At 31.4% G+C, this 25778-nt stretch carries 22 protein-coding genes and 1 pseudogene; 14 read left to right on the top strand and 9 right to left on the bottom strand.

Going from position 1 to position 25778, the window contains the following annotated elements:
• Nucleotides 1–102 precede the first annotated feature (102 nt).
• From SB689_RS08365 to SB689_RS08310, 12 genes are all read left to right on the top strand, one after another.
• The gene (locus tag SB689_RS08365; RefSeq protein ID WP_410691664.1) at nt 103–831 is read left to right on the top strand and encodes a hypothetical protein; all 729 of its coding nucleotides are present in this window, start codon (nt 103–105) and stop codon (nt 829–831) included.
• A gap of 166 nt (nt 832–997) precedes the next feature.
• Nucleotides 998–2251: a hypothetical protein gene (locus tag SB689_RS08360; RefSeq protein ID WP_410691663.1), complete on the top strand. Its 1254-nt coding sequence runs from the start codon at nt 998–1000 to the stop codon at nt 2249–2251.
• A 120-nt stretch (nt 2252–2371) separates the two neighbouring features.
• Entirely contained in the window at nt 2372–3088 is a 717-nt protein-coding gene (locus tag SB689_RS08355) for a hypothetical protein (RefSeq protein ID WP_410691662.1), read from the top strand.
• Nucleotides 3089–3121: 33 nt separating this feature from the next.
• On the top strand, nt 3122–3766 hold the full coding sequence (locus SB689_RS08350) for a hypothetical protein (protein ID WP_410691661.1): 645 nt from the start codon (nt 3122–3124) through the stop codon (nt 3764–3766).
• 55 nt (nt 3767–3821) lie between these two features.
• The gene (locus SB689_RS08345) at nt 3822–4523 is read left to right on the top strand and encodes a hypothetical protein (protein WP_410691660.1); all 702 of its coding nucleotides are present in this window, start codon (nt 3822–3824) and stop codon (nt 4521–4523) included.
• 109 nt (nt 4524–4632) lie between these two features.
• Nucleotides 4633–5880: an SMEK domain-containing protein gene (locus tag SB689_RS08340; protein WP_410691659.1), complete on the top strand. Its 1248-nt coding sequence runs from the start codon at nt 4633–4635 to the stop codon at nt 5878–5880.
• 248 nt (nt 5881–6128) lie between these two features.
• Entirely contained in the window at nt 6129–6872 is a 744-nt protein-coding gene (locus SB689_RS08335; RefSeq protein ID WP_410691658.1) for a hypothetical protein, read from the top strand.
• Nucleotides 6873–7031: 159 nt separating this feature from the next.
• A complete protein-coding gene (locus SB689_RS08330) occupies nt 7032–7442 on the top strand; it encodes a hypothetical protein (RefSeq protein WP_410691657.1) in 411 nt (136 codons plus the stop codon).
• A 201-nt stretch (nt 7443–7643) separates the two neighbouring features.
• Complete coding sequence (locus SB689_RS08325) at nt 7644–7895, top strand: hypothetical protein (RefSeq protein WP_410691656.1); 252 nt, start codon at nt 7644–7646, stop codon at nt 7893–7895.
• Nucleotides 7896–8255: 360 nt separating this feature from the next.
• A complete protein-coding gene (locus tag SB689_RS08320; protein WP_410691655.1) occupies nt 8256–11621 on the top strand; it encodes a hypothetical protein in 3366 nt (1121 codons plus the stop codon).
• A gap of 10 nt (nt 11622–11631) precedes the next feature.
• Nucleotides 11632–12525 (top strand): hypothetical protein, encoded by an 894-nt coding sequence (locus SB689_RS08315; RefSeq protein ID WP_410691654.1) that lies wholly within the window; start codon nt 11632–11634, stop codon nt 12523–12525.
• A 142-nt stretch (nt 12526–12667) separates the two neighbouring features.
• Nucleotides 12668–12907, top strand: a complete 240-nt coding sequence (locus tag SB689_RS08310) for a hypothetical protein (protein WP_410691653.1) — start codon at nt 12668–12670, stop codon at nt 12905–12907.
• Nucleotides 12908–13284: 377 nt separating this feature from the next.
• Here the strand turns inward: SB689_RS08310 and SB689_RS08305 are convergent, their stop codons facing one another.
• The gene (locus SB689_RS08305; RefSeq protein ID WP_410691652.1) at nt 13285–13536 is read right to left on the bottom strand and encodes a helix-turn-helix domain-containing protein; all 252 of its coding nucleotides are present in this window, start codon (nt 13534–13536) and stop codon (nt 13285–13287) included.
• Between the two features lie 170 nt (nt 13537–13706).
• Here SB689_RS08305 and SB689_RS08300 point away from each other — a divergent pair, with 170 nt between their 5' ends.
• Nucleotides 13707–13928 carry a superinfection immunity protein gene (locus SB689_RS08300; RefSeq protein ID WP_410691651.1) on the top strand — a complete coding sequence of 74 codons (222 nt, stop codon included), beginning with the start codon at nt 13707–13709 and terminating at the stop codon, nt 13926–13928.
• A 239-nt stretch (nt 13929–14167) separates the two neighbouring features.
• Here the strand turns inward: SB689_RS08300 and SB689_RS08295 are convergent, their stop codons facing one another.
• The 6 genes from SB689_RS08295 to SB689_RS08270 all read right to left on the bottom strand — a co-directional run bounded on the left by SB689_RS08295 (nt 14168) and on the right by SB689_RS08270 (nt 21216).
• The gene (locus tag SB689_RS08295) at nt 14168–15832 is read right to left on the bottom strand and encodes a hypothetical protein (RefSeq protein WP_410691650.1); all 1665 of its coding nucleotides are present in this window, start codon (nt 15830–15832) and stop codon (nt 14168–14170) included.
• A 19-nt stretch (nt 15833–15851) separates the two neighbouring features.
• Nucleotides 15852–16316, bottom strand: coding sequence for a hypothetical protein (locus SB689_RS08290; RefSeq protein WP_410691649.1), 465 nt, complete (start codon nt 16314–16316; stop codon nt 15852–15854).
• A gap of 437 nt (nt 16317–16753) precedes the next feature.
• On the bottom strand, nt 16754–17722 hold the full coding sequence (locus SB689_RS08285; protein ID WP_410691648.1) for a TniQ family protein: 969 nt from the start codon (nt 17720–17722) through the stop codon (nt 16754–16756).
• The gene (locus tag SB689_RS08280) at nt 17722–18618 is read right to left on the bottom strand and encodes a TniB family NTP-binding protein (RefSeq protein WP_410691647.1); all 897 of its coding nucleotides are present in this window, start codon (nt 18616–18618) and stop codon (nt 17722–17724) included. Before SB689_RS08280 ends, SB689_RS08285 begins: the two co-directional genes overlap by 1 nt.
• On the bottom strand, nt 18599–20515 hold the full coding sequence (locus SB689_RS08275; protein WP_410691646.1) for a helix-turn-helix domain-containing protein: 1917 nt from the start codon (nt 20513–20515) through the stop codon (nt 18599–18601). The genes SB689_RS08280 and SB689_RS08275 overlap by 20 nt, the downstream gene beginning before the upstream one ends.
• Nucleotides 20512–21216 carry a TnsA endonuclease N-terminal domain-containing protein gene (locus tag SB689_RS08270; RefSeq protein ID WP_410691645.1) on the bottom strand — a complete coding sequence of 235 codons (705 nt, stop codon included), beginning with the start codon at nt 21214–21216 and terminating at the stop codon, nt 20512–20514. The genes SB689_RS08275 and SB689_RS08270 overlap by 4 nt, the downstream gene beginning before the upstream one ends.
• Before the next feature lie 114 nt (nt 21217–21330).
• Between SB689_RS08270 and SB689_RS08265 the strand changes: the two are divergent.
• Nucleotides 21331–22005: pseudogene (locus tag SB689_RS08265) on the top strand (ATP-binding protein); the annotation flags it as partial.
• Between the two features lie 95 nt (nt 22006–22100).
• On the opposite strand, the gene SB689_RS08260 reads toward SB689_RS08265, so the two are convergent.
• Together SB689_RS08260 and SB689_RS08255 are read right to left on the bottom strand one after the other, a co-directional pair.
• Nucleotides 22101–23336, bottom strand: a complete 1236-nt coding sequence (locus SB689_RS08260; RefSeq protein WP_410691644.1) for a spondin domain-containing protein — start codon at nt 23334–23336, stop codon at nt 22101–22103.
• Between the two features lie 182 nt (nt 23337–23518).
• Nucleotides 23519–25729 carry a S46 family peptidase gene (locus SB689_RS08255; RefSeq protein WP_410691643.1) on the bottom strand — a complete coding sequence of 737 codons (2211 nt, stop codon included), beginning with the start codon at nt 25727–25729 and terminating at the stop codon, nt 23519–23521.
• Nucleotides 25730–25778: the final 49 nt, after the last annotated feature.

Here is a 25778-nt window from a genome sequence, read left to right as displayed (position 1 = left end):
ATCTTACACTGAAATTTTTAAATTATTTTAATAAAAAACCATATATGTAAAAAGATTGCGCAGCACACTGTTACCTTTGAGTATTATTTCAAATAAGATGAAATGGAAGTAGTAAATTTAATTAATGAGATTCTGAACGATTTTTACATAAAGACAGATGTAAAGTATAAAATACACAAATCTGTAAACTTGTCTTTAGTTAGATATTTTAATTTTAGATTAAAATATATTGCAAAAGTTCCAAGAAAAATAATGATTTCAAAGGAGCTTTTAGTATCAATTAAAAATCTTAAAAACTTAAATATTTTGTCTTTACTACAGATTTTTGATAGAGCGAGTAAAGGTCTGGATCTAAATCCATTTCAAAGTAAACAGTCTTTTAATAGTAATGTTCATGATAGCTTGTTTAATGATTGGGCGATACACCATCTCCATATTTCGCATGAAAAAGTTACTGATCAAGATTTCTTTAATAGGAGAACTGGTCCGCTATTATTTGTGAGATTTACTGATGATACTGCATACTTTATAGATATAAAATCTCATAATGATAAGAATGTTTGGAGTAATAGGGATTTTATTAGAATCTTAAAAAACAATTGGCCGAAAAGTATCGAAAGATTTGAAGCAGGCTTCAGAATTTATCCTGATTTAGATGACTCAGATATTGGTATTTTAAGAAAGAAAGGTTTTTTATTCGGAATAAATGTGGATGATAAGTCTTATCTTTTATTAGGACATGGTCAAGCAACTTTCGGCGATAATATGATGGCGAGTGAGCTCGCAAATAATGTTTGGAGGTGGGTAGGAGAAAATAGAAACTTAATTTAAAGCGATAAGTCATTATTTAAAAAAAAATTAATGGAGCAACTTTATATGAATTAGGAAGAAGAAATACTTCAAACTAAACAAACTAGACAAAGCTTAAAAAGCTTTTAATTACAGTATATGAATAGGTAATCTTGTCTCGTATAATACTAACAATAAATTATTATCAATGAAAAACACTAATTCAAAAGAGAATACCAAAGGTCTATTATATTCAGCTTATCATAAACTATATAGTGCTTTAAGCAGCTTGGAAAAATTTGAAAAAGGAACTAATTTTTTCGACAACATCTCTCACTTAGATAATTTTTTTTCTGAGTATAGGAATGTGACATTTATGTTGCAAAAGTCATTAGCACATACACAATTTCTCAAAGTTTATGAAGAAAACAGACAAAAATATCTGCTTAACGATGTATGTAAGTGGCTTATCGAAAAACGCAATGAGGTTTTGAAACAACAACCTTTTGATTTAGAGAAAAGAATACGAATTGTTGTGTATACTACTAATAACAATGTAGCTTTACCTGAATTGTCTTTTACAATAGAAAATGATGTAGAATTTTCTACATTGATTGACTCAATGCAAAATTTTTTCATAAAATTTAATTTGATTGAAGTAATGTTTTCTGCTGAATTCTCATTTTATGAAAGGGGCAGTAATGAAGAGTTATACGACAATTTCATATCCGGTATTAATAATATGAAATTATTTATGAAGGCAATGAAGGAAGCGCTAAACGAAAATGATACACTGTCTGACCAACTTGAAAAAAAGATTGATGGAATGAATTTTCATCGTATTCCGAAAAATATGATGCTGATTGATGACTATGTTTTTTATGCAAGACAAAATCGATTTAAAAAAGCTTCAAGAGCAGAGCTAAGCCTCGGAACAAATGATCAAAAAGTGCCGATAACCAATTTTGAAAAAATGTTTCCAGGCTCAAATGATTTATTTGACAATTTTATAATGATGCATCTAACTATCTTTCAAATGCAAAACGAACTTATGCCAACCTGCTTAATTTTCTACAAGGATCAAACAATGCAATTCATGTCATTCGATAGCTCCATAAAAACGACAGTCTACAGAAAACTTAATGAAATAGCAAATCGTATTGAAACAGAAGGAATTGTTGAAGTTTTTTATGTTGGTGAAATGTATCTGTATTCTAATAACGAAAATATTCTTAATTTGGAAAGCAGCGAGAGAATAAAGCATAAGCATTCCGAATCACTTATATTCTTCAAAGCAAGCCATGATGAGTTGACAAACTGTTGCTATTTGTTTGATTCAGACAAGATAGATGATATGGAATATATTGTTTCTATTTTGCATCAAAAGGAGTCTGAGATTAAAAGTTTAGCATTTATGAATCCGGTAATCAATGAATTTAAGCGGCTAAACGTTAAAAAATAAATATTACCCTTTTTAAAATTAGTAATATGAAAAGGGTCATCTACAATACAAATAATAAATGCTATTATGATTAAAGCTTTCTAAACTTTTGAAAATAATTCTTAAATAAATATTATTAATATGGATATTAAACATGAGAAAATTACAGTGCAAAAATTAGTTGATATGTATGAAGATATAAGATTTATCTTTTCAGATGCATTGAATATAGTTAAGTCTTATGGATATGATGAAAACAAAGATTGTCGAACTGTTTTCTATAAACTTGCAGGTCAAGCAACTCAAACGAATGTAATCTTATTTCATCTAATCGATGAACATTTTGGCGATCTTGAACTGTGGAATTTGCAAAAATTTGAAAATGAAGAACAAAAACAAATTTTCTTGAGAAATCAATTGGATTTTATTGTGTCTGATTTAAGAGAAAATTTATTTGTAAATATCTTTTTACGATTTGAAAACTTTATAAAACTAATAGCAAGAAGTCAAGGACTAAGCGGTGAAAAGTTGAATAAATTGGCAAAAGATTTAATTGATAAATTAGGAATAAATATTCAATACAAAGATTTAGTTGATTTAGTAACTTACATTAGAAATACTATCCACACAGAAGGATTTCATACGAAACCTGATGTTACAATTTCATACAAAGGACAAGATTTTGAATTGAAGCAAAATAATCCAGTTACATTCTATAATGAGGACTTTCTACATTTTTTGATAAGTGAAATTAGTGAATTTGTGATGACAGTTATTAATACAAAGGACATCAAATCTATTCCATTAATTGAGCATACTTATGTGGGATTGAATCATATTTATGATGACGAAATATGAATTTAGATATTATTAATAAAATAATTTTAAAAAATGATAATTCAAAATAGATTGTTAGAAGAACTAGATACCATATCCAGAATTATTTTAAACGCAAAATCAAGTTTTGATGTAGTATTATTTTTGAATAATGATAATCATAAAAAGGCTAATTTAATAAATCATGAAAAAATTTCAAGTGACTTCTTCAGGTTTGTTGAAGTGAATTTCCTTCGAATCACAATAATTGAATTATTTAAACTATTTAGTTCAAATAAGAATGATTATTACTCCTTTTATTCCTTAAGTACTAGATTTAATTCGGGACAGAAATATGACAAGCTAAGTATGTCTAATGACACTCTTAAAAGTATACGTCTGTTGCTTAAACAAGCAAAAAAAACGATTAAGAAGTTAATGGATTTAAGAAATAAAGTTTATGCTCATAGTGATCAGGATTTCAAAAATTACATTGGAATTATGGATGTCAAAGAAATTAACAATCTTATTTCAATTTCTAAAACAATATTTAATAATTTCTATTCTGAAACCTGTAAAAAAGAGTTCTTTTTTGACTTTCCTCTTGGTACACCTATTGATGATTTGGAAAAATTATTTTACAAAATTGAATTTCATACTTTAAATTATGAAAGCTTTATGCTGCAGCAATACGATCAAATGAATAAATTTATAGAATAGTGAATTTTGATCAAGCATAATTAATATTCCAATTAAAAACTAATATTAAACATAAATGGAGTTAAAACATAAATTAACCAGTACACCTGAGCTATTTGAAATTTATAAATCTGTATATATTAAAATCAGCACTTCCTCTCATTCTATTAATCGTTATCACTATAACGATTGCAGAACTCATTTTTATAATAGGCTGCTCACTGATGTTGAAACAACAATGCTTTTAGTTGAGTTGCTAGCTACACACTATCCTAATATCCCATCAATAGAAAAATTTGAGTTTAAAAGTAATGAAGAAATGGCTTATTTTTTAAACTTAAAACTTAGTGCAGCTACTACTACTATAAGGGAGAGTTTATTCCAAAAGGTATTTTTGAGATTTGAAGGTTTTGTCAGAACGATAGCAAAATACCAGAGTTTAGAGAATCATAAACTTCTTATAACTATTGAAAAACTTATTAAACATTTAGATATTAATACCAAGTTCTTAGAATTTTCAAAACTACTACTTTACACTAGAAATACTATCCATTTTGAAGGATTTCAGACTAATTCCAGTATTAATATAGAGTATAATGGAATAGAGTACCAATTTATAAAGGATAAACCATTAGCCTTTTATAATATTGAGTTTTTATCATTTTTAATTACAGAAATAGATTGTTTTATATTAGCAATCATAAATTCTGATTGTATTAATAAGGTAAATTTCATAGAGCATATATCAACTGGAATAACTCATAACTTTATAGATTAAAAAAAAATAACTTAATCCATAAACCAATTTACTGTTGCACTGATTGTAATTTCGAATAATACGAATTATCAAAAAGCTACGGCAATAGCTTATTTTAAACAAAATTTTGATGATAAATACAGGAAAAAAACTAGAGGAAATAATCTCAATGCTTAATAATTTCCGATCAGAGATAGGAGCTTTATCTAGCTTGGGTTTATTGAATATTAATAAACACGCTGAAAATTTTATTAAGCGAATTTTAAATCTTACATTCAATCTGGAGTTAGACAATTTAAATGATGGAAAATCTAACTACCCAGGATTAGATTTAGGTGATACATATCAGAGTATTGCATTTCAAATAACCGCTACTAAAACATCTGAAAAAATCGATGAGACACTTAAAACATGTTTAAAATTTAAACATTACGAAGTATTTTCAACAATAAAAGTTTTCATTCTTACTTCAAAGCAAACATCGTATACAATAAAAACGAATACAGAGCCACATTTTTTATTTTCTTTTGCTAAAAATATTATTGATTTTGATGACTTATTCAAGATTATTGAACATCTTGATCCTATAAAGATGAACGCATTATTTGAGTATTTAAAAACGGAACTTAAACAAACTGTAGACGCTTTACATGGGAATAATATTGAATTAAATGAATGCTTATTAGAGACGGTTAACACTAGAGATCAGCTAGGTTTAAATAATCATTGTCACTGGCAAGCAAATCTTAAACTAATTTCGGAAAAAATTTCAGTTCCTGAGATTTATAGACGGCTAAATGAATTTTTGCCAAATGTCGCTACAAAAAATATGTATTTACCGACGTTTGATGAAATATTAAGAAAAAGCCATTCACGTACAGAAATTGCTTACGAAAGTAATCCTGAAGGAACACATGATGAAAATTACTACTACGGAAATGCACTACAAATTAGGGAGTCTTCAATTTCAATTGAGAGAGTAAATTATACTGATCGTGAAATTTTTCTTAATCTTCTACCAGAAATGATTTCTTTGATAACAAGCATTTTATTTTTTGCAAAATATGCTAAAGGAAACTTTGAAATAGAGATCACGATTCAGTTTGAATCTAACACTACATTATATTTTAATCCTGTCCGTTCACTTGTTCATGAACAAGTTTTCAATACCTTTATTTTAGATAGTCCATTTAATTTAGCTTTAAGTATTTCTGATGTCCACGTAGAAACCCTAACTGATTTACTTCAGAAGATTATGGATGCTTTTATCGCAAAAGGAACAAGTATCATATCTTCAAATCCATTTTTTGAAGTAAAACGTGACATAACGGAATTTGTAATTGGAAATATAAAATCTGCCTTGGATGTACAGCAATGACAGTAAATAAAAATTCCTAAAACAGCAATTTGGCCTTTCGTTGATAACACTGGAAAGCTTTTTCTTAATAAACTTTCTTAGAATTATCGTTACTAGATAAAAGATGGCAGTGTTAAAAATCGATCTATCTAAACATCAACATTATGCATAAATGCCATGTGTTAGAAAGTATATGCATACTTATATATGTTTTATATAAACTCATTACGTAAATTTGGATATTAACTGTAATGTTAAAATAGATCATGATGATAAACAAACATAAACAGGATTACCTTAATAAAGAGGTTTTTAAGTATATATCAGCAATACAAGTTGTAACATTTGATTCAACTCCAATTTCACATAATGGTTCAATTTCACAACGTAATATTCAAAATTTTACTCCTTTTGAGAGTGAAGAAGTTATTATTTCTCAAAAATTAGGTCAAACGGTAGTTAGCAAAAGTTTTAATTTAGTAAAAGAAGGTATATCTTTTCATATTACTGAATCTGATTATCCAAACTATCTGAATTTTATTAATCAAATCTATAAAGACAAGAAAATTAGCGATTTAATAAGTTTTTCATTTTTAGAGAAAATTGTTTTTAAATATATTATAGATAGTAAAAGAAGTAATCAAGCTTCCAAAGACTTTTGCAATTACATTCTTGATGAAATAAACAATTCTGTAAAAGAATTTGAAGTTCATTTTAAAATTCTCTATTTAGATATTGAAAGTAACTTCAAGCTTGGGAATGTAAATTTCGAGTATGTAGGTGAAAATTATTTCAAAGGCAACAGACAACAAGAATATTACGAAGATTTCAGAGGAAATGTTCTTGTTTCTACATTAGTAAAAGCAGAAAAACAAAAAGCTCAAGAAATAGCATTTGAAAAGTGTTCATTAGCAGTCGATTGCCTTAAATTGTTTTTTGATATAATTATTTTCCCAGAAGAAAGACTTAGCTTTGATATTGATTCTAGAACTAAAGAAAGTGATGAAAATTAAGTAATTTTCTTTGAAAATTCGGACAGAAGTAAAATCTCAATTAACAATTTTAGAATTCCAACTCACCAAAATCTAAATAAACAGCAATTTGATATTTTCGAAAAAAGAGGAATTTCTAAATTTAATTTATTTCTTAAACAGATCGACGAAAAGGAAAATTTGACTGAACTGGATTTAACAATTGTCAATTCTATCACATTATTTGCAAAAGCACTTTATCAAAATAATTTGAACCAAAGAGTAGTTGAATTATTTACTCAATTAGAATCCTTAGTTTTATCAGATTCAAATGAACCTATTTTGAACAGCTTAACAAAATACATATCAAAATTAGTAACAAAAAATATCGAAGAGCGGAAATTTATTATCTCATTACTAAAAGAAATGTATGGAATCAGAAGCTCGTATGTTCATCATGCTAAACAGCGAGAAATAAACATTCAAAATTTAGGTAAATTTCAATATTATATTCATAATTTGATAACTGTATTAATCGAACTTTCTATATCGCATATCACAAAAGATACGATCCTAAAAGAAATTGATGATGCAATTCTAGCAGCCTACTAATAACACTAGGGTTAGCTGTGAGAATAAAATAGAAATAGGTAAATCTCAAAAAACCATCTTAAGCATGTAAAAATTGTTTAGGAGATATCATGTGACACATCCGTCTTTATCAAATATAATAATCGATCAATGAAAAGTTTTTCATTGAACATAGAGTTAATAGCATCATTACGTAATTGATTACTAAAAAAATATGAAAATATGAAAAATAATCTAGTCAACGATGAAATTTCAGCCGAATACTTTGGATATATTGAGCATATAATTATTGAAGAATTATCTGAAAAAAACGAAATAGATTTATTAACTAATTTCAAATTAAATAAATTTTTGCGAGAAAAAAATATTCGGCTAGATTTATCGGCATATATCGCTAAAATGAGCAAAAGCGGATTTGTTAGAGTCGAGGGAACAAAGCTGAGCTTAATGATGGATGATAATTTTATGGTGTAATTATTTGATATCTTTTAAAAATTTCATGGAAAATCAGGAATATAAACTTTTAACAGATGTTGGGAATAGTTTTCATACTGCACTTCCCATCTCAATAATTTGCAAATTGCGTTGGAATTTCAAATACTATAATGGAACTGAAACTATCTGTAAATATGGTTATTTAACAGAGTCTGTAGATATCCACAAGACATTCCTGCTAGTTACAAAATCTCCGATTATTATAAATTCTGTTCAATTTTTGAAGATACAATTCAAAATATCCATAAATTTATAACCAACCAATTTTAGCAATCAAATATAGAAGAGATTATTCAGAATCTAATCCATTCCTTTGATTGGGTCAAAAAAAATTATTATATGTACGACGAAATTATTAAGAAACTTGAAGTGGGACCAGCTGTCCTAATGCTGGGTCAAAAATATCTTTCCTTAGAAACTGGTGTAGACCCATTTCTAAAAATGATTTCGAAAAAATACAACAATCAAGATTTTACGGAATCCTACAGCTCCATCCTTGAGTGGAATATTAGTGAAGATACATCAACAGTATTAAGCTGGATGTATCGGCTCAGCAAGAGTATTCCAACTCCAGAATGGATAACATCAATTGCAAAAATTCCTTGGTCCTCCGTTTATACGTCAGCATTTGACACCATACCGACTCGGGCATTCGAAGCCGACTGGCGTACTGTTCAACCGATTTACGATGAAAAATACAGAGTTTCGGATCCGAGAGATAAAACAAGCCTTCACATAACCTATCTTTTCGGTGGAGTTGATGATCATGATATCAATAAAAGACCTCCATTAAAAAAAAGTGAATATTTAAGGAGAAAGCCTATTGTCAATGGCTTGCTAAATAGGCTACCTACCATTATAAGCCCCAAAGGAGTCTTAATAATTGATGGTTATGATCTGCATGATGAACTGCCTTTTGAGGATCTTGCAAGTATCTTATACAACTTAGGGCCACAACAGGCTCTACTTTGCAGCTGTGGAGATCTTTTAGAAAATGAAATTGTGCAAGACTTAGTTGCATCTGGAAAACTGCTTACATATCCCGGGAAATTCAGTGAATTGTTAAATGAATGGGTGTCAACAGGTACGATAGGAATATATAAGCCTACAGAGGAATACTATCTTGGCAGATGGCTAACTCTTTCGGAAAAACGCATAAATATCCCGCAAGAAGTCTATAATGCGATATCCAAGACCGCTACCATCATTGATGATGAAACTTTCAATCAAGAAATAGATATCGATGACAATGTTGAAGACTTTAGAAAATTTCTTTCAAACTCTAATGCAATCCCAGCCTGGTTTGGATATCCAAAAAATTATGCTTTCAAACGAACAGCCTATAAAACTCTAAAACAAAAGGTGCTAGAGAGAAAAAAAGATAGTGATTTAAAAGATATACCGATTATTTTTCATGGTCAATCGAGCAGCGGCAAAACCACATCATTGGGTCTATTAGCCTATGAATTAAGGACGGAGAATTATTATCCAGTTTTATATATAGAAAAGAGGTATCAGAAAATCGATGAAACAGAAATAGATAAGTTCTGCATATGGCTGGAACAAAACGGGGCAAAACAGACCATCATCATATGGGACGGTATGCAGGATAGGCTTTTTTACGAAGGTCTATTAAAGAAATTAAACACAAGAGGACGCAATATAGTTTTGGTTGGCAGCTCTTACAGTACAACTGAAATAGTAGGCAATAAAAATGCTGTGGGATTGGTGGAACTTCCTATCGCACTGAGTGCAGTAGAGAAAACCGAATTTCAAAAATTCCTCAGGAATTTTGACCCCATAATCAGCAATATTATAAGTGGAATAAATGAAACTAATTTTTTGGCGATGATGTACAGGTACATTCCTGAAGCCAAAGGAAAAATTTTTAGGGGATTAGCAGGAGAATATGAATTCTTCACTAAAATTCTTGAAACAAAAACGCTTGCAACCGAGCAACAAACCACCCAGTTATATGATGCAATGCAGGCTGCAGGATTTCAGATAGAGCCTGAATTATTGGATTTAAACCATAGTACCGAGATCGGTCAGGAGATGCTTACATTGGCAGACCAACTTATCTTTTCAGTGATGGTGCCAGGAAAGTTCGGCTTAAACGTCCCCTTTGAGCTTTTACTGCAAATAATTGGATTTGACACGTTCTATTCTTCTCTATTTAAAGTCCTTAATGAGGTTGATATTATTAAATGGTATGATGTTGGACCTGGAGAGTTGTTATTGGGGCCAAGGACCGCATTGGAAGCTACAATTTTATCCAGATATCTTGGTAAGATTGATGTCGAAGTGTCAATAATAAAGCTTCTACTAAGAAATATCAGATTAAGTTATGGGCAGTTTGGGGAGCCAAACTACCAGATCCAGTTTGCTATTGACCTCTTGGATAAGATTGGTCCAAATTCGGATAACAGTCCTTATAGGTCATATTTCTTTGAGATTGCAGAAGAGTTAAAAGAACTTCGGGAAACGGGATACGCTTACCATCCGAGGCTAATTTTAAAAGAAGCATTTTTTCTACGTGAACTTGTAAAGAAAATGGGGGACGAAACTTTTGAAGGTTTTAACCAACAACAATTATTAGATAGAGCAGGATACATAGTTACGGGTGCCTTGGAAGAGTTAAATTCATTTTCAGAGAAGTCCATACATATGTTCTTAACTGTAGAATTAGGTTCAATATACGGTACAAAGGCCTTCCAGTTCGCGAAGAATGGTAACCCTATTCTAGCTAAGCAAGCTTACTTCGAACTTAGAAATCTTTTAAGCATCGGATTTGCTTCTAATCCGGAAAATTACGGAGCCTTAGATGTTATCGCATGGTCAACAATGGATTTACTTGATCTGGAAGTCTTTGACGAAGAAGAAAAGCTCGAGGTACAGTCTGATTTGGCCTATTTATTTGAACGGGCTGAAGTTGAAGCGGTAAGTGAGCGGAATCAGAAAAGATTTGATGACTTACGTTTACGTTTCAATGATTTGATCAAAAATGAAAAAGTTGCAGAATCTGTCTTTGAAAAACTAAAAGCCGATGGCCACGCATCAGGATTTTACATGCGGGCAAAATCTATAATCGGACTTTATAAGCCCGAAGACCCAAATTTCACATTAAAAAACCAGCTTGTTTACGCATATTTAGAGGAAAACTTTAATTTTATAAAAAACGACAGCAAGTGTCTTTTTTTACTATTCAAGTCCTGGTGGTTCGTCAAAACGCAAGCCACATTCTTTACCAGAGAAAAGCAAACAGTAGCATTTTCGGAGGACAACTGGCGCTATTGCCTACATATCCTCGAAAAACTTGAAGGTGCCGAGACTAATTTTTCTACCACGACCCTTTACATTAAAGCAATAGCTCAGTTTCATCTGGGCCTTTACATTGATGCAAAAGAATCATTCACAATTTTAGAGACGGAAACGAGCTATTCGTTTTATGGCGGAAGAAGAATAAAAAAGTTCTATTTGGCTTCAAATAGCGATGGAACTCCTAAAAGATATTCGGGACGTGTAAGGGCAAATGTATCTGCTGCGATGAACGACAAAAGAGGGACAATGCATATACCTGATATAAACATGGACATTCCCTTTTTGCTTTATGATTTCAGGCAATCAAGTTATCAGAGGGGGGATAGAATCTCATCTCTATACATTGCATTTAATTTCAGAGGACCAGTTGCAATAGAATCTTAAATCTTAACCGATGACAAAACTGCAAACGTTACATGACAGGGTTAAGGTTCTTATCGATCAAATTAACTCTCTTACTCAGGAAAAAACTTCAAATACAATAGTATTTTTTGAGAACATTACTATAACTATAAATTTTAATTCTGCAGGCGCATGTTATAGCGAACTTATAAACTGGGCATACTCATTATTTATTGAGGTCTGTGGACCAAATGTTAAATTTTTTGAGGAAAGAATGAAAACCAATGATAAAGTTGGTAACTATTCTTCAACACCTAGATTGGTGCACACCCTACGTACCATTAAAAACCATAACTTAGATTGGGATAAGCCTGATGATTTCTCCAAAAAAAACTATGCAGAGGAGTGGTACAACAAAACTGTAGGGAAAACACAGCTCGTGACCGATGATGATTATATTGCGTGCTCAGAATCTATTCTTACACAGATCCTGGAATATCTGACAGCACTATACGAGTGCATAATAATAGATGTATCCAACGAATTTTACGGTGAAACAATTTTACCTGCATGGCAAAGGCGGAATGATAGGCACTTTAGCAACTTTGATTTTGAGCAGGTTTTATTGGATCAACTTCAACTTTATGGTATAGATGCTTTTCTTGATACAAACAAAATTACCAAGAGAGAAATTGATAAGTGGAGATCAGAAATCAAGGATCTTAGGGACGGTTTTGATTTTAAGATTGAGGCTGCCCGTATAATCACCAGATATATTTTGGACCAAAAATATTCTCCGGTAGATCAAAAAGACTTACTTGACAGCGGCGCTGAAAAAGGTAAAAAACTGATGGAAATACACAGTATTATTAGAGAAGAATTTTATAAGAACCCACGTTCAAAAACCGAATTGATCGATTGGGCTAAGGAAAAGAATTTACTCTGATAATGGTTGTTAGTCAATCTATAAACCAATCCAAAAGATACTTTTGGAAAGTATCTATACTTTTTCTTGTAGACAAATAGAATTACTCCTGTTATTTCTATGCCAAAAAATAGAGAATTAAATGATAAATTAAAAAAAAATCATGATGAATACTAATAAAATTTCAATCGGAAAAACCACTGATTCCTTCGAAGAACTTCAAATCTTAAGTCAAAAAGAGGCTGAGAAAATAGCGGAAACACTTGAAATTAAAGAAGGAGAAAAACACATATTTCAATTTTGGACTTCCGATTTTCCAGAATTAATTTGCGAAGCTGTATTTCATAAAAATATAGAAGGTAATATAGAATGCAAACTTGATTTTGAACAAACAATCTTGTAAGCAAATTATGCTTGAGAGAAACGCAAAATCAATCATAACAAATAAAAAAAACGATACAATTTAGAGATATATAATTATTTGATGTCTTTTAAAGATTTCATGGAAAATCAAGAATATATAATTTTAACAGATGATCGACCTCCAAAAAGTGCCTTATGAAAAATAGCCCTAAAGCATAGTTTTAAGCCACTTTAAATTGTCTTTCAAAACGGTAAAAGCATTTACTGAATCTATTAATACGCTGAAAGTATAGCTAACCAAGGAAAAGTACAAGATCAATATGGAACAATAAATTGAAAACCTCTACAGAATTGAGACGGTTTTCATGTTGAATTCGTAAAATAAGTGCTTCCAAAAGAATAGAGATATTCTAATAACTATGGTTCAGTTTCCTCAAATCCTTCAGCAAAAAAATCTTTCATAGTAATTCCAAGCGCATTAATCACTTTAGCTAATGAGCTGAAACGCAAGTCCTCACCTTTTTCATATCTGCCATATTGAGCTCTGGAAATATTATGTTCATATGCGAAATATTCATAGCTTGAATAACCTTTGGCAATTCTCAGTTCCTTTATTCTTTTCCCTAGCTTTATCAGAACTTCTTCTTTTGAAAAATCGCTTTCTTCCATGCTTGTCTACTTAGAGACTACAAATGTTAGAAATAAGCACTGAATACGTTACCACTAAAAAGATGTATCTAATTAGTGGCTTTTTTAATTTTAATTTTTATATTTGAGATATATTTTAATTAAAGATCCTTGAGTAGGATATTATTTTGTAACAAATCAAATGCTTTAATATGTTATTATTACTTTCTACTGCAGCTACAAAAACTGATGGTTCATTGTTCTTCAAGATAATTTTATTTATATATTTTATTCCCTCAATGATTGCTTTAATTAGAATACCGCTTATAAAGTTTAGATTTATTACGGTCTTACTTATTAATCTCTTTTTTGGATGGAGTGTTTATGGATGGTGGATAGCATTTTACAAAGCTGTGTCAAGTTCAAAAGAATAAATTTTAGTTCGACTTTTTGAGAGAAAGTTATTTATTCAAATAAATTAAAGTACTTGTTGAAATATGGTAAAAGTGGTCTTAAAAATACCTGAAAGCGAAATTAATCCTCTATTAAGTAAACTTGTAAAACTGGGGGTTAAGGACATAAAAATTAAAGAGAAGAGAAAAAAAATAAACATTTTTCGATATAAAAATATGGTTGAAAATCTGGCTAATCACGTGGGAAAGTAATTCTACTATCATTCATAAGAATATGAGAAAATAGCCTCTAATTTTTTTTGAACGTTGCGATAGCATAAGTCAGATACTCTTTTTTCAAACACGGTACCATCTTCTTTAATTTCTTTCTCTTCTAATCGAGTTCCCCCTTTGTTATAGTTAGTTGATTGTGCGAGCAATATTCCAGAAGACTCTTTTGAATCGACTATCTTTTTCCAGTTGTAGCTAAAATCCTTTACAATTTTTGAGATATTATTTAGTGCAATATTATCTATCTCGCTTAAATTAGCTTTGTAAAAAATTTGAATGCGATCACTATAGCAATCAGATCCTAAATATGTGGTGTAACCGGAATGATTTATCAGTTTATAGATTTTAATTTTTTTATTATCAATCTCTTCTCTAATTACCTGAAATCTTACTTTCAATTTTTCCACAATTGATTTTATCATAAGAAATGAATTTTCATAATCATCATTTTTATCATTATTTTCTTCTTCTTTTTTACCTCCAGAAAGACCTCCGGAATTTGAATTTGGATCTGGAATTCTTCTATTAAATGTACCAAATTGAGAGTCTTTCGGGTAAAGAGGAGGATTGCCGTTTCCTTTTTCTGAATTTTTATGAACTATTGAAAGGTTTACAATTTCGCTTAAAAGGTTGTTTCCGGATTGGATGAAACTTTCGGCTAAGTCGTTGTTTATCCCTTCATTTGTAACTGTGGAGCTTTTTTTCTTCTTTTTTCTTTTTATAGGAAAACTCGCTGTATTTAATTTAGATGGATTGTCCGATGTTTCATTGGACTGTGAGCTGTCAAAGAAAACAATATTGTCACTTTCATAAAGATCTTTAAAATTATTCTCATGTTTGATTCCAACTATTTCACTTGCAATAAAAAATGTTTTATCACCTACATTTTTGTAACTACCAGTGATGATTAGCTCTAATTTTTCTTTTATAGGGACTATAAAATTGTAAATATTTTTAGTTCTGTCAGATATAACTTTTTGATAGAGATTAGCTTGCATTTTAGTTAAGTTCATCATCAAATAATCATCTTTTGAAAATAAGAAAAATGACAGTGCTTTTGCCATTGATTTTACTTCATCAGTGCCAGTCTTTTTTAATGAAATTTCACCAATTTTCAAATTATCTATTTCCTTTGTGTTCCATTCAACTAAATCTGTTAAACCTGTTAAATCTGCCTGAAAGAGATTCTTTATTATTAAACTATTTACCAAGAAAAAAGCTTGACCAATTACTACAGATGGAATAATTACATTTATTGGCTTATTCTCTTTATTATTTTTTTCAAAAGCATAATATTTAGTTCCGATCGATTTTGGTGAATTGAATAATAAATCATCCTTTTGAGATGTCACAAAATTGCAGTTTTGATAGCTTTCAAGTGAAACTGTAAAAAAGTAGTTTTTTTTCTTTAATTTTTTGCCTTTAAAATTGAATTTATCTCCAATTTTAAGAAGTAATAAGTTTTTAATATTTACTCTATCATAATCGACATATTGAGTTTTTTCAATAGGATATCCGTTTTCATACTCTATGATGATGTGTTCAAATTCAATCTCGGTATAAATCTCAAGATTAGAATTCTTAAACCAATAAGGGAAGTTAACTATTTTGTAATAACCTTCAGAAATTGGAGGGAGATCAAATGTGAAGTTCATAAGATAAACAATTAGATTACTATAGATGATTTTGAATTTTATAGCTATGAACTCTAGCTCTACAATTTTCGTCGGTTATGCAATTTTCCACAGGAATTAAATTACGATCCAATAAATTTGCTGTACCCCACAATTCAATATCCAAAATGGGTAATTTATAGAGATAAATCTTTCTGCATTTTTCAAGTTCTCTTAACACTAAATCTACCTCTTCCGCAGTAAATTTTATATCATTTTTTTTAGCAGAAAGTATTGAAAAAATTTGATCGGCTGTAAGGAATTTTTCACCTTGCTTTATCAGATATTTGATGTAGTTTTCAAGTGAGTAAACATACAATTCGTTATCTGAAATTACACTTTTAATCTTCTGATTATTAGTTAATAAACTTAAATTTCTTTGTTTGTTCTCATAGCAGAACCTGATTGAATTTCTTAAACGAGAAATAATTGATTTTTTTTGTAAAAATTGTTTGAATTTTAGCATAATATATTTTTTTATTGATTTTAAATCTATATATTTGCTACAACAAAATAAGGGTGACGGATAAAAGATTTTTCCTTTACCATTATTTAATGTAACATAAAATCCACTATAGTAATTTGCAGTTCTTTTAGTGGGTTTTCTTTTTTTATTTATTCTTATATATTCTAATTGTGAATTACGCAAATGTACTGAATAATTTCTTTCAAAAAAATAGTAAATCAAATTTCTCTATTTCGAAATAAAATTTTAAAACATTATTTATATTATTTATATTATTTCAATTATACTAAATATATCCAATATTTAATATTGCTTATATTGCTTATGGTTAAAATTAATAAGTTGTTGTATTTTAAATTTTTAATATATTTTGAGCTGTGTTTTAATCAAATTAATAATTTGAATCTTAGGCGTTCTCTTTTGAAGTTTTTTTGATGTTAGTAGTCCTTAAAAATCTTTTCAAATGAATAGGGGAGCTTATAATCTTTACTAAATTCACTAAGTCTTAGATTATAATTGACTATTAGGTATTTCAAGAAGCTATGATCGTTTGTAATTTTACATGCAATTTCAAATAATGGTAGTCTTTCTTCGACAGACCAAAAATAAAAATTTTCTTCCCTTTCCGGAAGTGGACCAAATTCAAATTCACATGCTTTACGTAATCGTCCCCAAGTATTATTTCTCCGTGATAAAAGATTGGTAATATTTTGAAAAAGATGGAAGTAATGAAAGCTATACTGAATATGGTCTGAATAACCAACTTGTAGAATGTTATTAATATTTGATTGATTTAAAAGTTGAATTTGTGTTGCTTTGACTGAATTCTCTGTCAAATCATAATTGCAATGTGAGCATAAACTTAAAGATAATATTGTTACTTTATTTTTATCGCCTTGTTCTAATCGGTGAAAAACGATTGGGTTTTTGCATTCAGGGCAGCAATCTTTGAGAAGTACTCCGCAATCGCAACATACATAAGAAATTGTCAGTCGCCATTTCTTCTTGTAGTAGGGGTTGTTTTTTAAACAGTTTGGACAGTAAAGAAGTCCTTTATGTTTACGTTTTCTGTGAACAATTCCAAGAGGTAATATTCCTGAAGTAAATCCATTAGGATTGTGATTTTCAAATAAATAACTCTGATAGCTAGTTAAAAATAAACTTTCAATTGTATTATAAGTTAGGGGTGTACTATCAAATATAATCTTCCGTAAGTAATCCGTAGGCATATTGTCAACATCTCGTGTCCAAAATTGTTGACCTGGGAAATAATACTTTCCAAAGGAATGACTCTTCACAGCGTGAGCCTGTGTTAATCTTAAATACCAGCTACTGAAAAGTTCATCAGGGAATGGTGGTATGTATAACGCCCAAATATTTTTTTGAAGAGAATCTATAAAAGGCATTACAAAATATTTCTACGCAATATTTTTTTTCGATCTTCGGGCGAAACATAATCAATATTGTCCAAAATCTTATGGTCTATTTTGTTAAGCCCACTTTTAAGGGCTAACTCTCCAGCTTTAATTAATATGGTGTTAATCTCACCAATTAGTCCATCTGACATTGCTAAAATTTTTGAGGCAATAGAGTTTTCTGTAAGATAGGAAGGGTTTTCAAGTGGTAACAAAGCTTCATAGTTAATTAAAAGTTGAAGGAACGATTGGTTGTTTTTCCATCTTTCCAGAATCATTGTCTCAAATCTATTAGCGAGCTGTGAATCAGATTGTATGACATTAAACGCATCTCTAATACCTACGCAAATTATTGAAATCTTGAGCTCATTACTTAAATATTTTAGAACATTTAAAAAGACTCTTTGCTTAAGAGGACTTCCTGCAAGCACATGATGTATCTCGTCTATGATAATAAGCTTAATCTCAAGCTTTTTAAATAAGGAAATTATACGACGCAATTTGAAATCTGGATTTTCACTCTTAATTACTGGGGCATTCAACATTTCCAATATCTTGTTATAAAAGCTTTTCTCATCTGGCTCCGCTGGTGCTTGTACAACAATCACAGGAGCAACAACGATGTCATATTCCCCTTCACGTATGTAAGGATTATTTTTTTTGTAAAATTTATTAATGAGTGCCGTCTTTCCATTATTAGTCTCCCCGACAATAAGTAGATTCGGCATTCTATCAACGGTGGGGTAATTTTTTAAATCTTCCAGCTTTGCCATAATCTTGTCTGCCTGAGGATAAGGAATCCATTTTTGCTTTCTTAAATAGGATATCTTCTCTTCTAAGGTGCTATTAAGTACTAGTTCTTTTGTTTTAGCTGTCAAATGCTTCATCATCTAAGTTTTCAAATGGTTTTAAATTCGTCTCAGTTGCACTCACAGTATCTTCGCCGGAGTTTTTATAGTTTGGAGAACCTTTAGTCAGTTCGAGATCCTTGTTTAGTTTGGATATACTTTCAACGAGAAATTCCTTACTTGTAAATTCCTTATTTATTATTCTTCTGGAATTTTTTGACAACTTTTTAGTTGACTTAATTGCTTTTAACTCTATTTCTTCTAATTTTTTATACGTCTCAAATATGTGATCTTGATTGATCGGTCCTTTGTTGTCTTCTTTCCATTTTTTAACAGCTGCTCTATATTCCCATACAGACATTGGGGGATGCCTTGCGTCCCTGTATGGTATTTCAAAATATTCATTTGTATCAGGGTCAAAAAAATATATTACGCTAATATCTTTCGGATTTATTCTAAATGAATATTTCTTTTGACTTTGCTTTTTATTTTCTATATTTATGTATTTTCGAAGTACTTCATCATAGTAATGAATGTGATCAATCACTACGCCGGTTGCTTGGATTGTCCTTTCTGTGTATGGCATGAAGTCTAATCTAACTTTTCGTTCATTATGAAATCTTGGTGGCAATCCAATTCCCTTAATGTCATTATTACCAAATATCCCATCAATGTATTTTTCTTCAGGTGTCATTCCAATACCTGAATGAATTGATTTATGGTATATATTAACAATGTAGGTTACCATCCACTTTTCAAATTCAGCTAATGTAAATGATGCTTTTTTTTCTGATTTGTAAGAAGATCTTTCATTAATATTTGAAAATGTAGTGCCTGGAAGATCATGAACTGCTTTTGAAAATGAACCTAAAAATCTTTCAATGTGTCCACCATAATGTGGTGTTGCAACAGGGCGAAATTCAATATTCATTCCGTAATTTTCACATGCTCTTTTTAGCATATTACCTCTGAATTCTTTTGCGTTGTCAACATGGATTGTTTCCATAACTCCCCAACAGGGCCATGACCCATCGATATTGAGTTTACTAAGATAATTTTCTTTACCTAAAATAGCATTAGAAACACATAATCCTGTACCCATTGCACCGGGAGGATCAAATGATATATTAATACCTAAAATCATCCTGCTGTAAACATCAATGGCAACAGTAAGGTATGGTCTGTTAAATGGTTGACGAAAAACTTCATCTACTAATATAATATCAACTGGAGTATGATCTATTTGAACAACGGATAATGGGTGATTTGCGTGTGGAAAGCTTCCTCTTATGGGTTTAAAATTATTGTCAGAGATCTTTTTTCCATATCGTTGCTTGATTTTTTCTTCTTCTGAAATTTCATTTATTCTCCTTCTAATTGTCGTTGAGTGTGGGATCTTAATTCCAGATGTTTTACATTCAAACCCAATTGCTCGTATTAGAAAGTTTATAGATTTCCTTGAGGATGTAAGGTAAATTTCTTTAATGCATTTTTGAATAATTTGCTCCAGCTCTTCAGGTAATCTCGATTTTCCTCTACCTCCATTTTTCTTTTTGCCTAAAATAGATATGATGCTTCCTGTCTGTTCATATCTATTGATCCATCTATAAACTGTTGCTTTATCAACCTTTGCTTCTTCGGCAGCCTTTTCTATGAACTTCAAATTACCACGATTTTCAATAGCAGCTCTTATAATTCGGAATCTGTTTTGTGCAATTTCCCATTCTTTCTCGGAAATTTCAAGTAGATTCCTATTGATAATTTCTTTGTCAGATTCAGCTGGAGAAACTTCTCCTATATTTACAGTATGTATAATACCACTTGCATTTTCCTCAATGCTTATCCTGCGTACATCGACATTGCGAATAATTGTACATAAAATATCATTGTAAATGATTTGCTGACCTACATTCAAATAAAAAATTTCCTGTTTCATTTTGGATAGTAGTTTTCATATAGTTCGTCAAGCCAAATAGAAGAGTCCATTGTCAATGGATATTCCCAAAGGCATCTAATTATATTTTTTGATACCATATACCATATATAGTATATAAGCTCCATTTGTTTGTACTTGTCTCTTGCGCTCACTTGAATAAGTTCTCTTGGGGTAGTAGAAATTAATTCACACATATTTTTTAACAATAGCTGAATATCAGGATGATTATTATCAAAGCTATTTTTTTTATATCTATGGAGAAACTTGCAATTTTCTAAATATTCAGTTCTGATATCCTTCTCTGTAAGTACTTTAAATTCATATCCGTTTAAGGTGCAAAATTCTTCAGCAGCAATAAACTTAGGCTTGTATTCAAGCTCTTTTTTCTGTAAATCATCAACGTACTTAATTTCAACCAATACAGGCTTTGCACCCTTCGAAGAGAATCGGTGGTGCCAGTAAAATAGGAAATCTGGTGTGTATGAACGTTGTTTGTTTTCTGCATCAGAATAATAAATAGTTACAGGTTGCTCATAATACGATTCTATAATCCAATCCATTTCGAGCAGATAAATAAAATCCCTTTCTAATGAGGATTCAAACTGAACTTCTTTATTATTTTTAGCACTGAAAAAACTTCCAGAAAGTGAGCTGTGCTTTAATCCAATTTTTCTCACCTTATTTTGTATGAATTGTTTCATCTAAGGTAAGAAATTAAATTTGCTCGCGCTTACTTTGTGAATAAATTTGCAAAGTAAGTGCGAATGTGAGCGATTTTGCCATAACATTTTGCATTTACTTTGCAAATATACAGCGGAAGTTACCCTCAACCCGGCGAAATTTCTCTTGCTCACAACGGTGTTTTATTTTTAGATGAAATGCCGGAATTCAAAAGAACGGTTCTTGAAGTGATGCGACAACCCTTGGAAGACCGTGAAGTAACCATTTCCAGAGCCCGATTTACGGTAAATTATCCTTCGAGTTTTATGTTGGTGGCTTCCATGAACCCAAGTCCGAGCGGGTTTTTCCCTGATGATCCCAACAATACCTCATCTGTCTACGAAATGCAGCGATATATGAATAAACTTTCCGGACCGCTTTTAGATAGAATTGATATTCATATTGAAGTTCAAAAAGTTGAATTTGAACAACTCGCAGAAAAAAGGAAAGGCGAAAAAAGTGAAGATATCAGAAAACGTGTTTTAATTGCCCGTGAGATTCAGGGTGAACGATATAAAGACCTGGAAATTAGTTATAACGCTCAAATCGGACCAAAGGAAATTGAAAAATTCTGTGAACTGGATCAATCCTCATTTAATCTCATAAAATTAGCCATGGAAAAACTGAATCTTTCCGCAAGAGCCTATGACCGAATTCTAAAAGTAGCCAGAACAATTGCCGATTTGGAAGAGTCTCAAAATATTTTGTCTCATCATATTTCTGAAGCAATACAGTATAGAAGTTTAGATAGAGAGTTTTGGAATGTGTAGTTAAAAAATCTATATTCTCTATTTAAAAAGGAAAACCGTCTCGTTTTTTATTATTGCGAGACGGTTTTTATTATTGATTTTGAATGTTTTTTAGATTAATTAATTGTCACTTTCAAAACATTCTGAACACTTGGATTCGGAAACTGATTTCCTACTTTAGAAATCGCGGCGTTCTCAGCTTGTGGAGTTCCTCCAAATAAAGCCTGATGATTTCCTGCTCCGGGATATTGATCGATACCTGTTCCCGAATCAAATAAAGATGTCTTAGAAGTTAGATCACCTGCTGCGTTGGCATCAATACTTTGTTCGTTAGCATAAAACCAGTCGTTAGAAAATCCAAACATGGTTACATAAGCAATCTTATCTCCTGGATTTACCTGAATTTTGGTACTTACTTTATTTCCGGGTGCAACTGGCGCGCTTCCGGCAACATAAATTCCTTTCACATTCGGAACAGATTTTAAGCTGTTTTGAAGCTTCATTGCATTTCCGAATTGTGCAATTTCTTTTAATCCTTTTCCGTCATCTACTTTTCCTAATTCATAAATTGGATTTTTATCACCGCTGTAAACAATAACCAAAGCAGGTGACAGTCCGGTTATAATTCCTGTATTGGCATTCAATTTCGTGATCATTTTATCGATGGTGCCTGTTTGTGCGATATCTGTAATTTCAGGATTTGTTAAAGCGTTTGGCGTAAAAAATGGTGCTGAATTTACCAATTGTGAACCGTTGTAATTAGAAACTGCCCAAACACCCGGAGAAAGAGGAGTTTCGTTTGCGGTACCTGTGGAAGTGTTGGTAATGGTTAATGTAAATCTAGAAGTAACATCATTGTAAGCAAGGTTTAGTTTTACAAGTTGAGACGCATTTATACCGGGAACCAATGCGATAGGTAAACTTTCCGGCTGCCCTGAAGTATTAGTTTTACTTCCGTTGTCCCATAATTGAACTTCCGAAGAAACGTCTCCGGTTATGGCATTTCCGTTACTGTCAAATAGTTTTATACCGGGTTGTTTCGAAGCAAAAAACCAATCTTTTGAAGCTCCGTACATGGTTGCAAACATCAATGCCTGAGCTTTTCCTGCGCTGAAGGTTATTGTTTGAGATTCTCCGGGTAAAATAACTTTATGTCCGGCAGGAGCAAAAAAAGTAACTCCTGGAATTTCTCCGCTTTGTACAAAATCTTTTGGTGTTACAACGTTCTCAAAAGTGATGGTTTTTTCTGCCGAATAATTTTCTATTATATCTCTGTTATCACAAGAGGTAAGTGCGAATATTGTCATAATACCTGTTGATAATGAAGCGATTTTAAAGATGTTTTTTTTCATAATAATTTTTTTATAGTTATAATTATATTCTTACAACCATAGACGAGGGCTTTTTAAAAACCTGACAAAAAAATTATATTATTTTCTTTTTTATTTGTTTAATTGATTCAATTTTAAATATTTAGGACTAAAAAAACCGCGAAATAAAATTTCGCGGTTTTCAAAAATATATTCAATGAAGATTATTTTTTGCTTTTACCTGTTGTTTTTGCATGCTCAGGTTTCGCAGCTTTTGTTTTTGTATCAGCAGGAGTGTTTTCGTCTCTTACTAATTTTAGCTCGTCGATCAATCTTCTTGCACCAGCGTACTTGTCGATTGTCCAAAGAACAAAACGAACGTCAACGTTGATTGTTTTTTGCCACTCTTGTTCGAAAACGATGTCACCACTTAAAGCTTCACTGTTTCCGTCGAATGCGATACCGATAAGATTTCCGTCTCCGTCAATTACAGGAGAACCAGAGTTACCACCCGTAATATCATTGTTTGAAAGGAAGTTTACTGGCATGTAACCTTTAGCATCAGCATACTGACCGAAGTCGCTCATGTTGTAAAGGTCAATAACTCTTTGTGGAAGGTCAAATTCTTCATCACCTTTCTTGTATTTACCTACAAGACCAGCCATATCTGTATAATAGTTATCAGTAACACCGAAATAGTTTCTATCTGTTCTGATTGGCAATTTATCTACAGTTCCGTAAGTTAATCTCATTGTAGAGTTAGCATCCGGATAGAATTTTTTCTCAGGCATAGCCTTCATTAAACCAGCTAAGAAAAGACGGTTGTTTTTAGCAAAATTGTCATCAATTTTAGAGAATCTCTCTCCAGATAATCTTTGATCTGTTGCTACACCGTTAGCGATCTTAAGAAGCGGATCTGCATCTAATTTTAAAGCATCCGGTTTCAAAACAAAGTTCGTAGCAGAAGTTTTGTTAGCGAAAATAGATGAATAAGCAACGTTTGATAAGTTCTTAGCATCCAATCCCATAATGGTAGCAGAAGCAACATCTTTATCTACTCTTGTCTGGTAAAGGTTAACCATAGAGTTTAACATTTCACCTTCAAGGTTTGTATTGATGTTTTCGTAAGCAGCTTTTACAGCAGCATCTACTTTAGGCTTCATAGCCAATCTTCCTGCCATATCTTGTGCAGCGTAAGCTTTAAGAACAGCTCCTAACTGGTAAGCAAGACTGATATATTTTGAGTTTCTTGAAAGCTGAGACATATAATTTCTCTCAACATTTCTTTTAGAAACCTGCTTGTAATAAGTAGCGATATCATCTAAGACAGTTTCGTTTTCTGCAACGTTTGCAGGCTGTACAGCCCATGTTTTGAATGCTTCTTCTACTTTTTGCTTGTCTGTAATTGTTCCGTTTTTGATAACGGCATCAATTGTTCCTTGTCTGTTTTTCCAGTAGTTGGCAACAGAAGCGTACTGAGAAGCATAGTTTAATTGAGTTCCTTTGTCTTTATCCATGTACTTCTTCATAACGTCCATCGCTAATTTAGAAGCCTCAACCCAAGCCGGGTAATCTTTATTAACCATTTGCTGAATTCCGTAAGAAGTCAAATAACGGTTTGTTCTTCCCGGGTAACCTAGGATCATTGAGAAATCACCTGGCTTAACTCCTTTAAGAGAAACAGGTAAGAAATGTTTAGGTTTTAAAGGAACGTTTGTTGGAGCAAATTCCGCAGGGTTTCCTGCAGCATCAGCATATACTCTGAAAACTGTAAAGTCTGCAGTATGTCTTGGCCATTCCCAGTTATCTGTATCACCTCCGAATTTTCCTAAAGATGATGGCGGTGCACCTACTAATCTTACATCTTTGTAATCTTGGTAAACGAAATAATAGAATTCGTTTCCGTTGAAGAAGTCTCTTACAACTACTGTATATTTTCCGTTTTCAGAGTTTTCAGTCTGGATTGCTTTAGTTTCAGCATCAATCACAGCTTTTCTCTCTTCTCCGGTCATTTTATTGTTCAGTTTAGAATTGATTCTCTGCGTAGCATCATCCATTCTAACTAAAAATCTTACATAAAGATCTTTTGCATTAAACTCATCTTTCTGCTTCATTGCCCAGAAACCATTCTTCAAATAGTCTTTCTCCGGAGTAGAAGCTGCTGCAACAGCACCGTAACCACAGTGGTGGTTTGTGAAAATAAGTCCTTTGTCAGAAACAATTTCCCCAGTACAGAAACCACCGAAACTTACGATAGCATCCTTCATACTTGAGTTGTTTACTGAATAAATCTCTTCAGGGGTTAAATGCAAACCTTCTTTTTGCATGTCAACACCATTTAATCTTTTGATGAGCATTAACAGCCACATCCCCTCATCCGCCCTCATCTGAGCGAAGCCCAACAAGAAAGTGAATAGTAGAAATAGTCTTTTCATTTTATATAATAATTTTTGTGTCGCTAATTTACTAATTTTTATGGGATTC

Source organism: Chryseobacterium sp. SIMBA_038 (assembly GCF_046535115.1).
In the GTDB taxonomy this organism is placed as follows: domain Bacteria; phylum Bacteroidota; class Bacteroidia; order Flavobacteriales; family Weeksellaceae; genus Chryseobacterium.
The sequence above is the reverse complement of the archived record's forward strand: the minus strand, read 5'-3'. Positions and strand labels throughout refer to the sequence as shown.

Bases quoted from the DNA above. Each gene is read 5' to 3' on its own strand.
- SB689_RS08365 (WP_410691664.1), top strand. From the start codon at position 103: ATGGAAGTAGTAAATTTAATTAATGAGATTCTGAACGATTTTTACATA.
- SB689_RS08360 (WP_410691663.1), top strand. From the start codon at position 998: ATGAAAAACACTAATTCAAAAGAGAATACCAAAGGTCTATTATATTCA.
- SB689_RS08355 (WP_410691662.1), top strand. From the start codon at position 2,372: ATGGATATTAAACATGAGAAAATTACAGTGCAAAAATTAGTTGATATG.
- SB689_RS08350 (WP_410691661.1), top strand. From the start codon at position 3,122: ATGATAATTCAAAATAGATTGTTAGAAGAACTAGATACCATATCCAGA.
- SB689_RS08345 (WP_410691660.1), top strand. From the start codon at position 3,822: ATGGAGTTAAAACATAAATTAACCAGTACACCTGAGCTATTTGAAATT.
- SB689_RS08340 (WP_410691659.1), top strand. From the start codon at position 4,633: ATGATAAATACAGGAAAAAAACTAGAGGAAATAATCTCAATGCTTAAT.
- SB689_RS08335 (WP_410691658.1), top strand. From the start codon at position 6,129: ATGATAAACAAACATAAACAGGATTACCTTAATAAAGAGGTTTTTAAG.
- SB689_RS08325 (WP_410691656.1), top strand. From the start codon at position 7,644: ATGAAAAATAATCTAGTCAACGATGAAATTTCAGCCGAATACTTTGGA.
- SB689_RS08320 (WP_410691655.1), top strand. From the start codon at position 8,256: ATGTACGACGAAATTATTAAGAAACTTGAAGTGGGACCAGCTGTCCTA.
- SB689_RS08315 (WP_410691654.1), top strand. From the start codon at position 11,632: ATGACAAAACTGCAAACGTTACATGACAGGGTTAAGGTTCTTATCGAT.
- SB689_RS08310 (WP_410691653.1), top strand. From the start codon at position 12,668: ATGATGAATACTAATAAAATTTCAATCGGAAAAACCACTGATTCCTTC.
- SB689_RS08305 (WP_410691652.1), bottom strand. From the start codon at position 13,536: ATGGAAGAAAGCGATTTTTCAAAAGAAGAAGTTCTGATAAAGCTAGGG.
- SB689_RS08300 (WP_410691651.1), top strand. From the start codon at position 13,707: ATGTTATTATTACTTTCTACTGCAGCTACAAAAACTGATGGTTCATTG.
- SB689_RS08295 (WP_410691650.1), bottom strand. From the start codon at position 15,832: ATGAACTTCACATTTGATCTCCCTCCAATTTCTGAAGGTTATTACAAA.
- SB689_RS08290 (WP_410691649.1), bottom strand. From the start codon at position 16,316: ATGCTAAAATTCAAACAATTTTTACAAAAAAAATCAATTATTTCTCGT.
- SB689_RS08285 (WP_410691648.1), bottom strand. From the start codon at position 17,722: ATGCCTTTTATAGATTCTCTTCAAAAAAATATTTGGGCGTTATACATA.
- SB689_RS08280 (WP_410691647.1), bottom strand. From the start codon at position 18,618: ATGAAGCATTTGACAGCTAAAACAAAAGAACTAGTACTTAATAGCACC.
- SB689_RS08275 (WP_410691646.1), bottom strand. From the start codon at position 20,515: ATGAAACAGGAAATTTTTTATTTGAATGTAGGTCAGCAAATCATTTAC.
- SB689_RS08270 (WP_410691645.1), bottom strand. From the start codon at position 21,216: ATGAAACAATTCATACAAAATAAGGTGAGAAAAATTGGATTAAAGCAC.
- SB689_RS08260 (WP_410691644.1), bottom strand. From the start codon at position 23,336: ATGAAAAAAAACATCTTTAAAATCGCTTCATTATCAACAGGTATTATG.
- SB689_RS08255 (WP_410691643.1), bottom strand. From the start codon at position 25,729: ATGAAAAGACTATTTCTACTATTCACTTTCTTGTTGGGCTTCGCTCAG.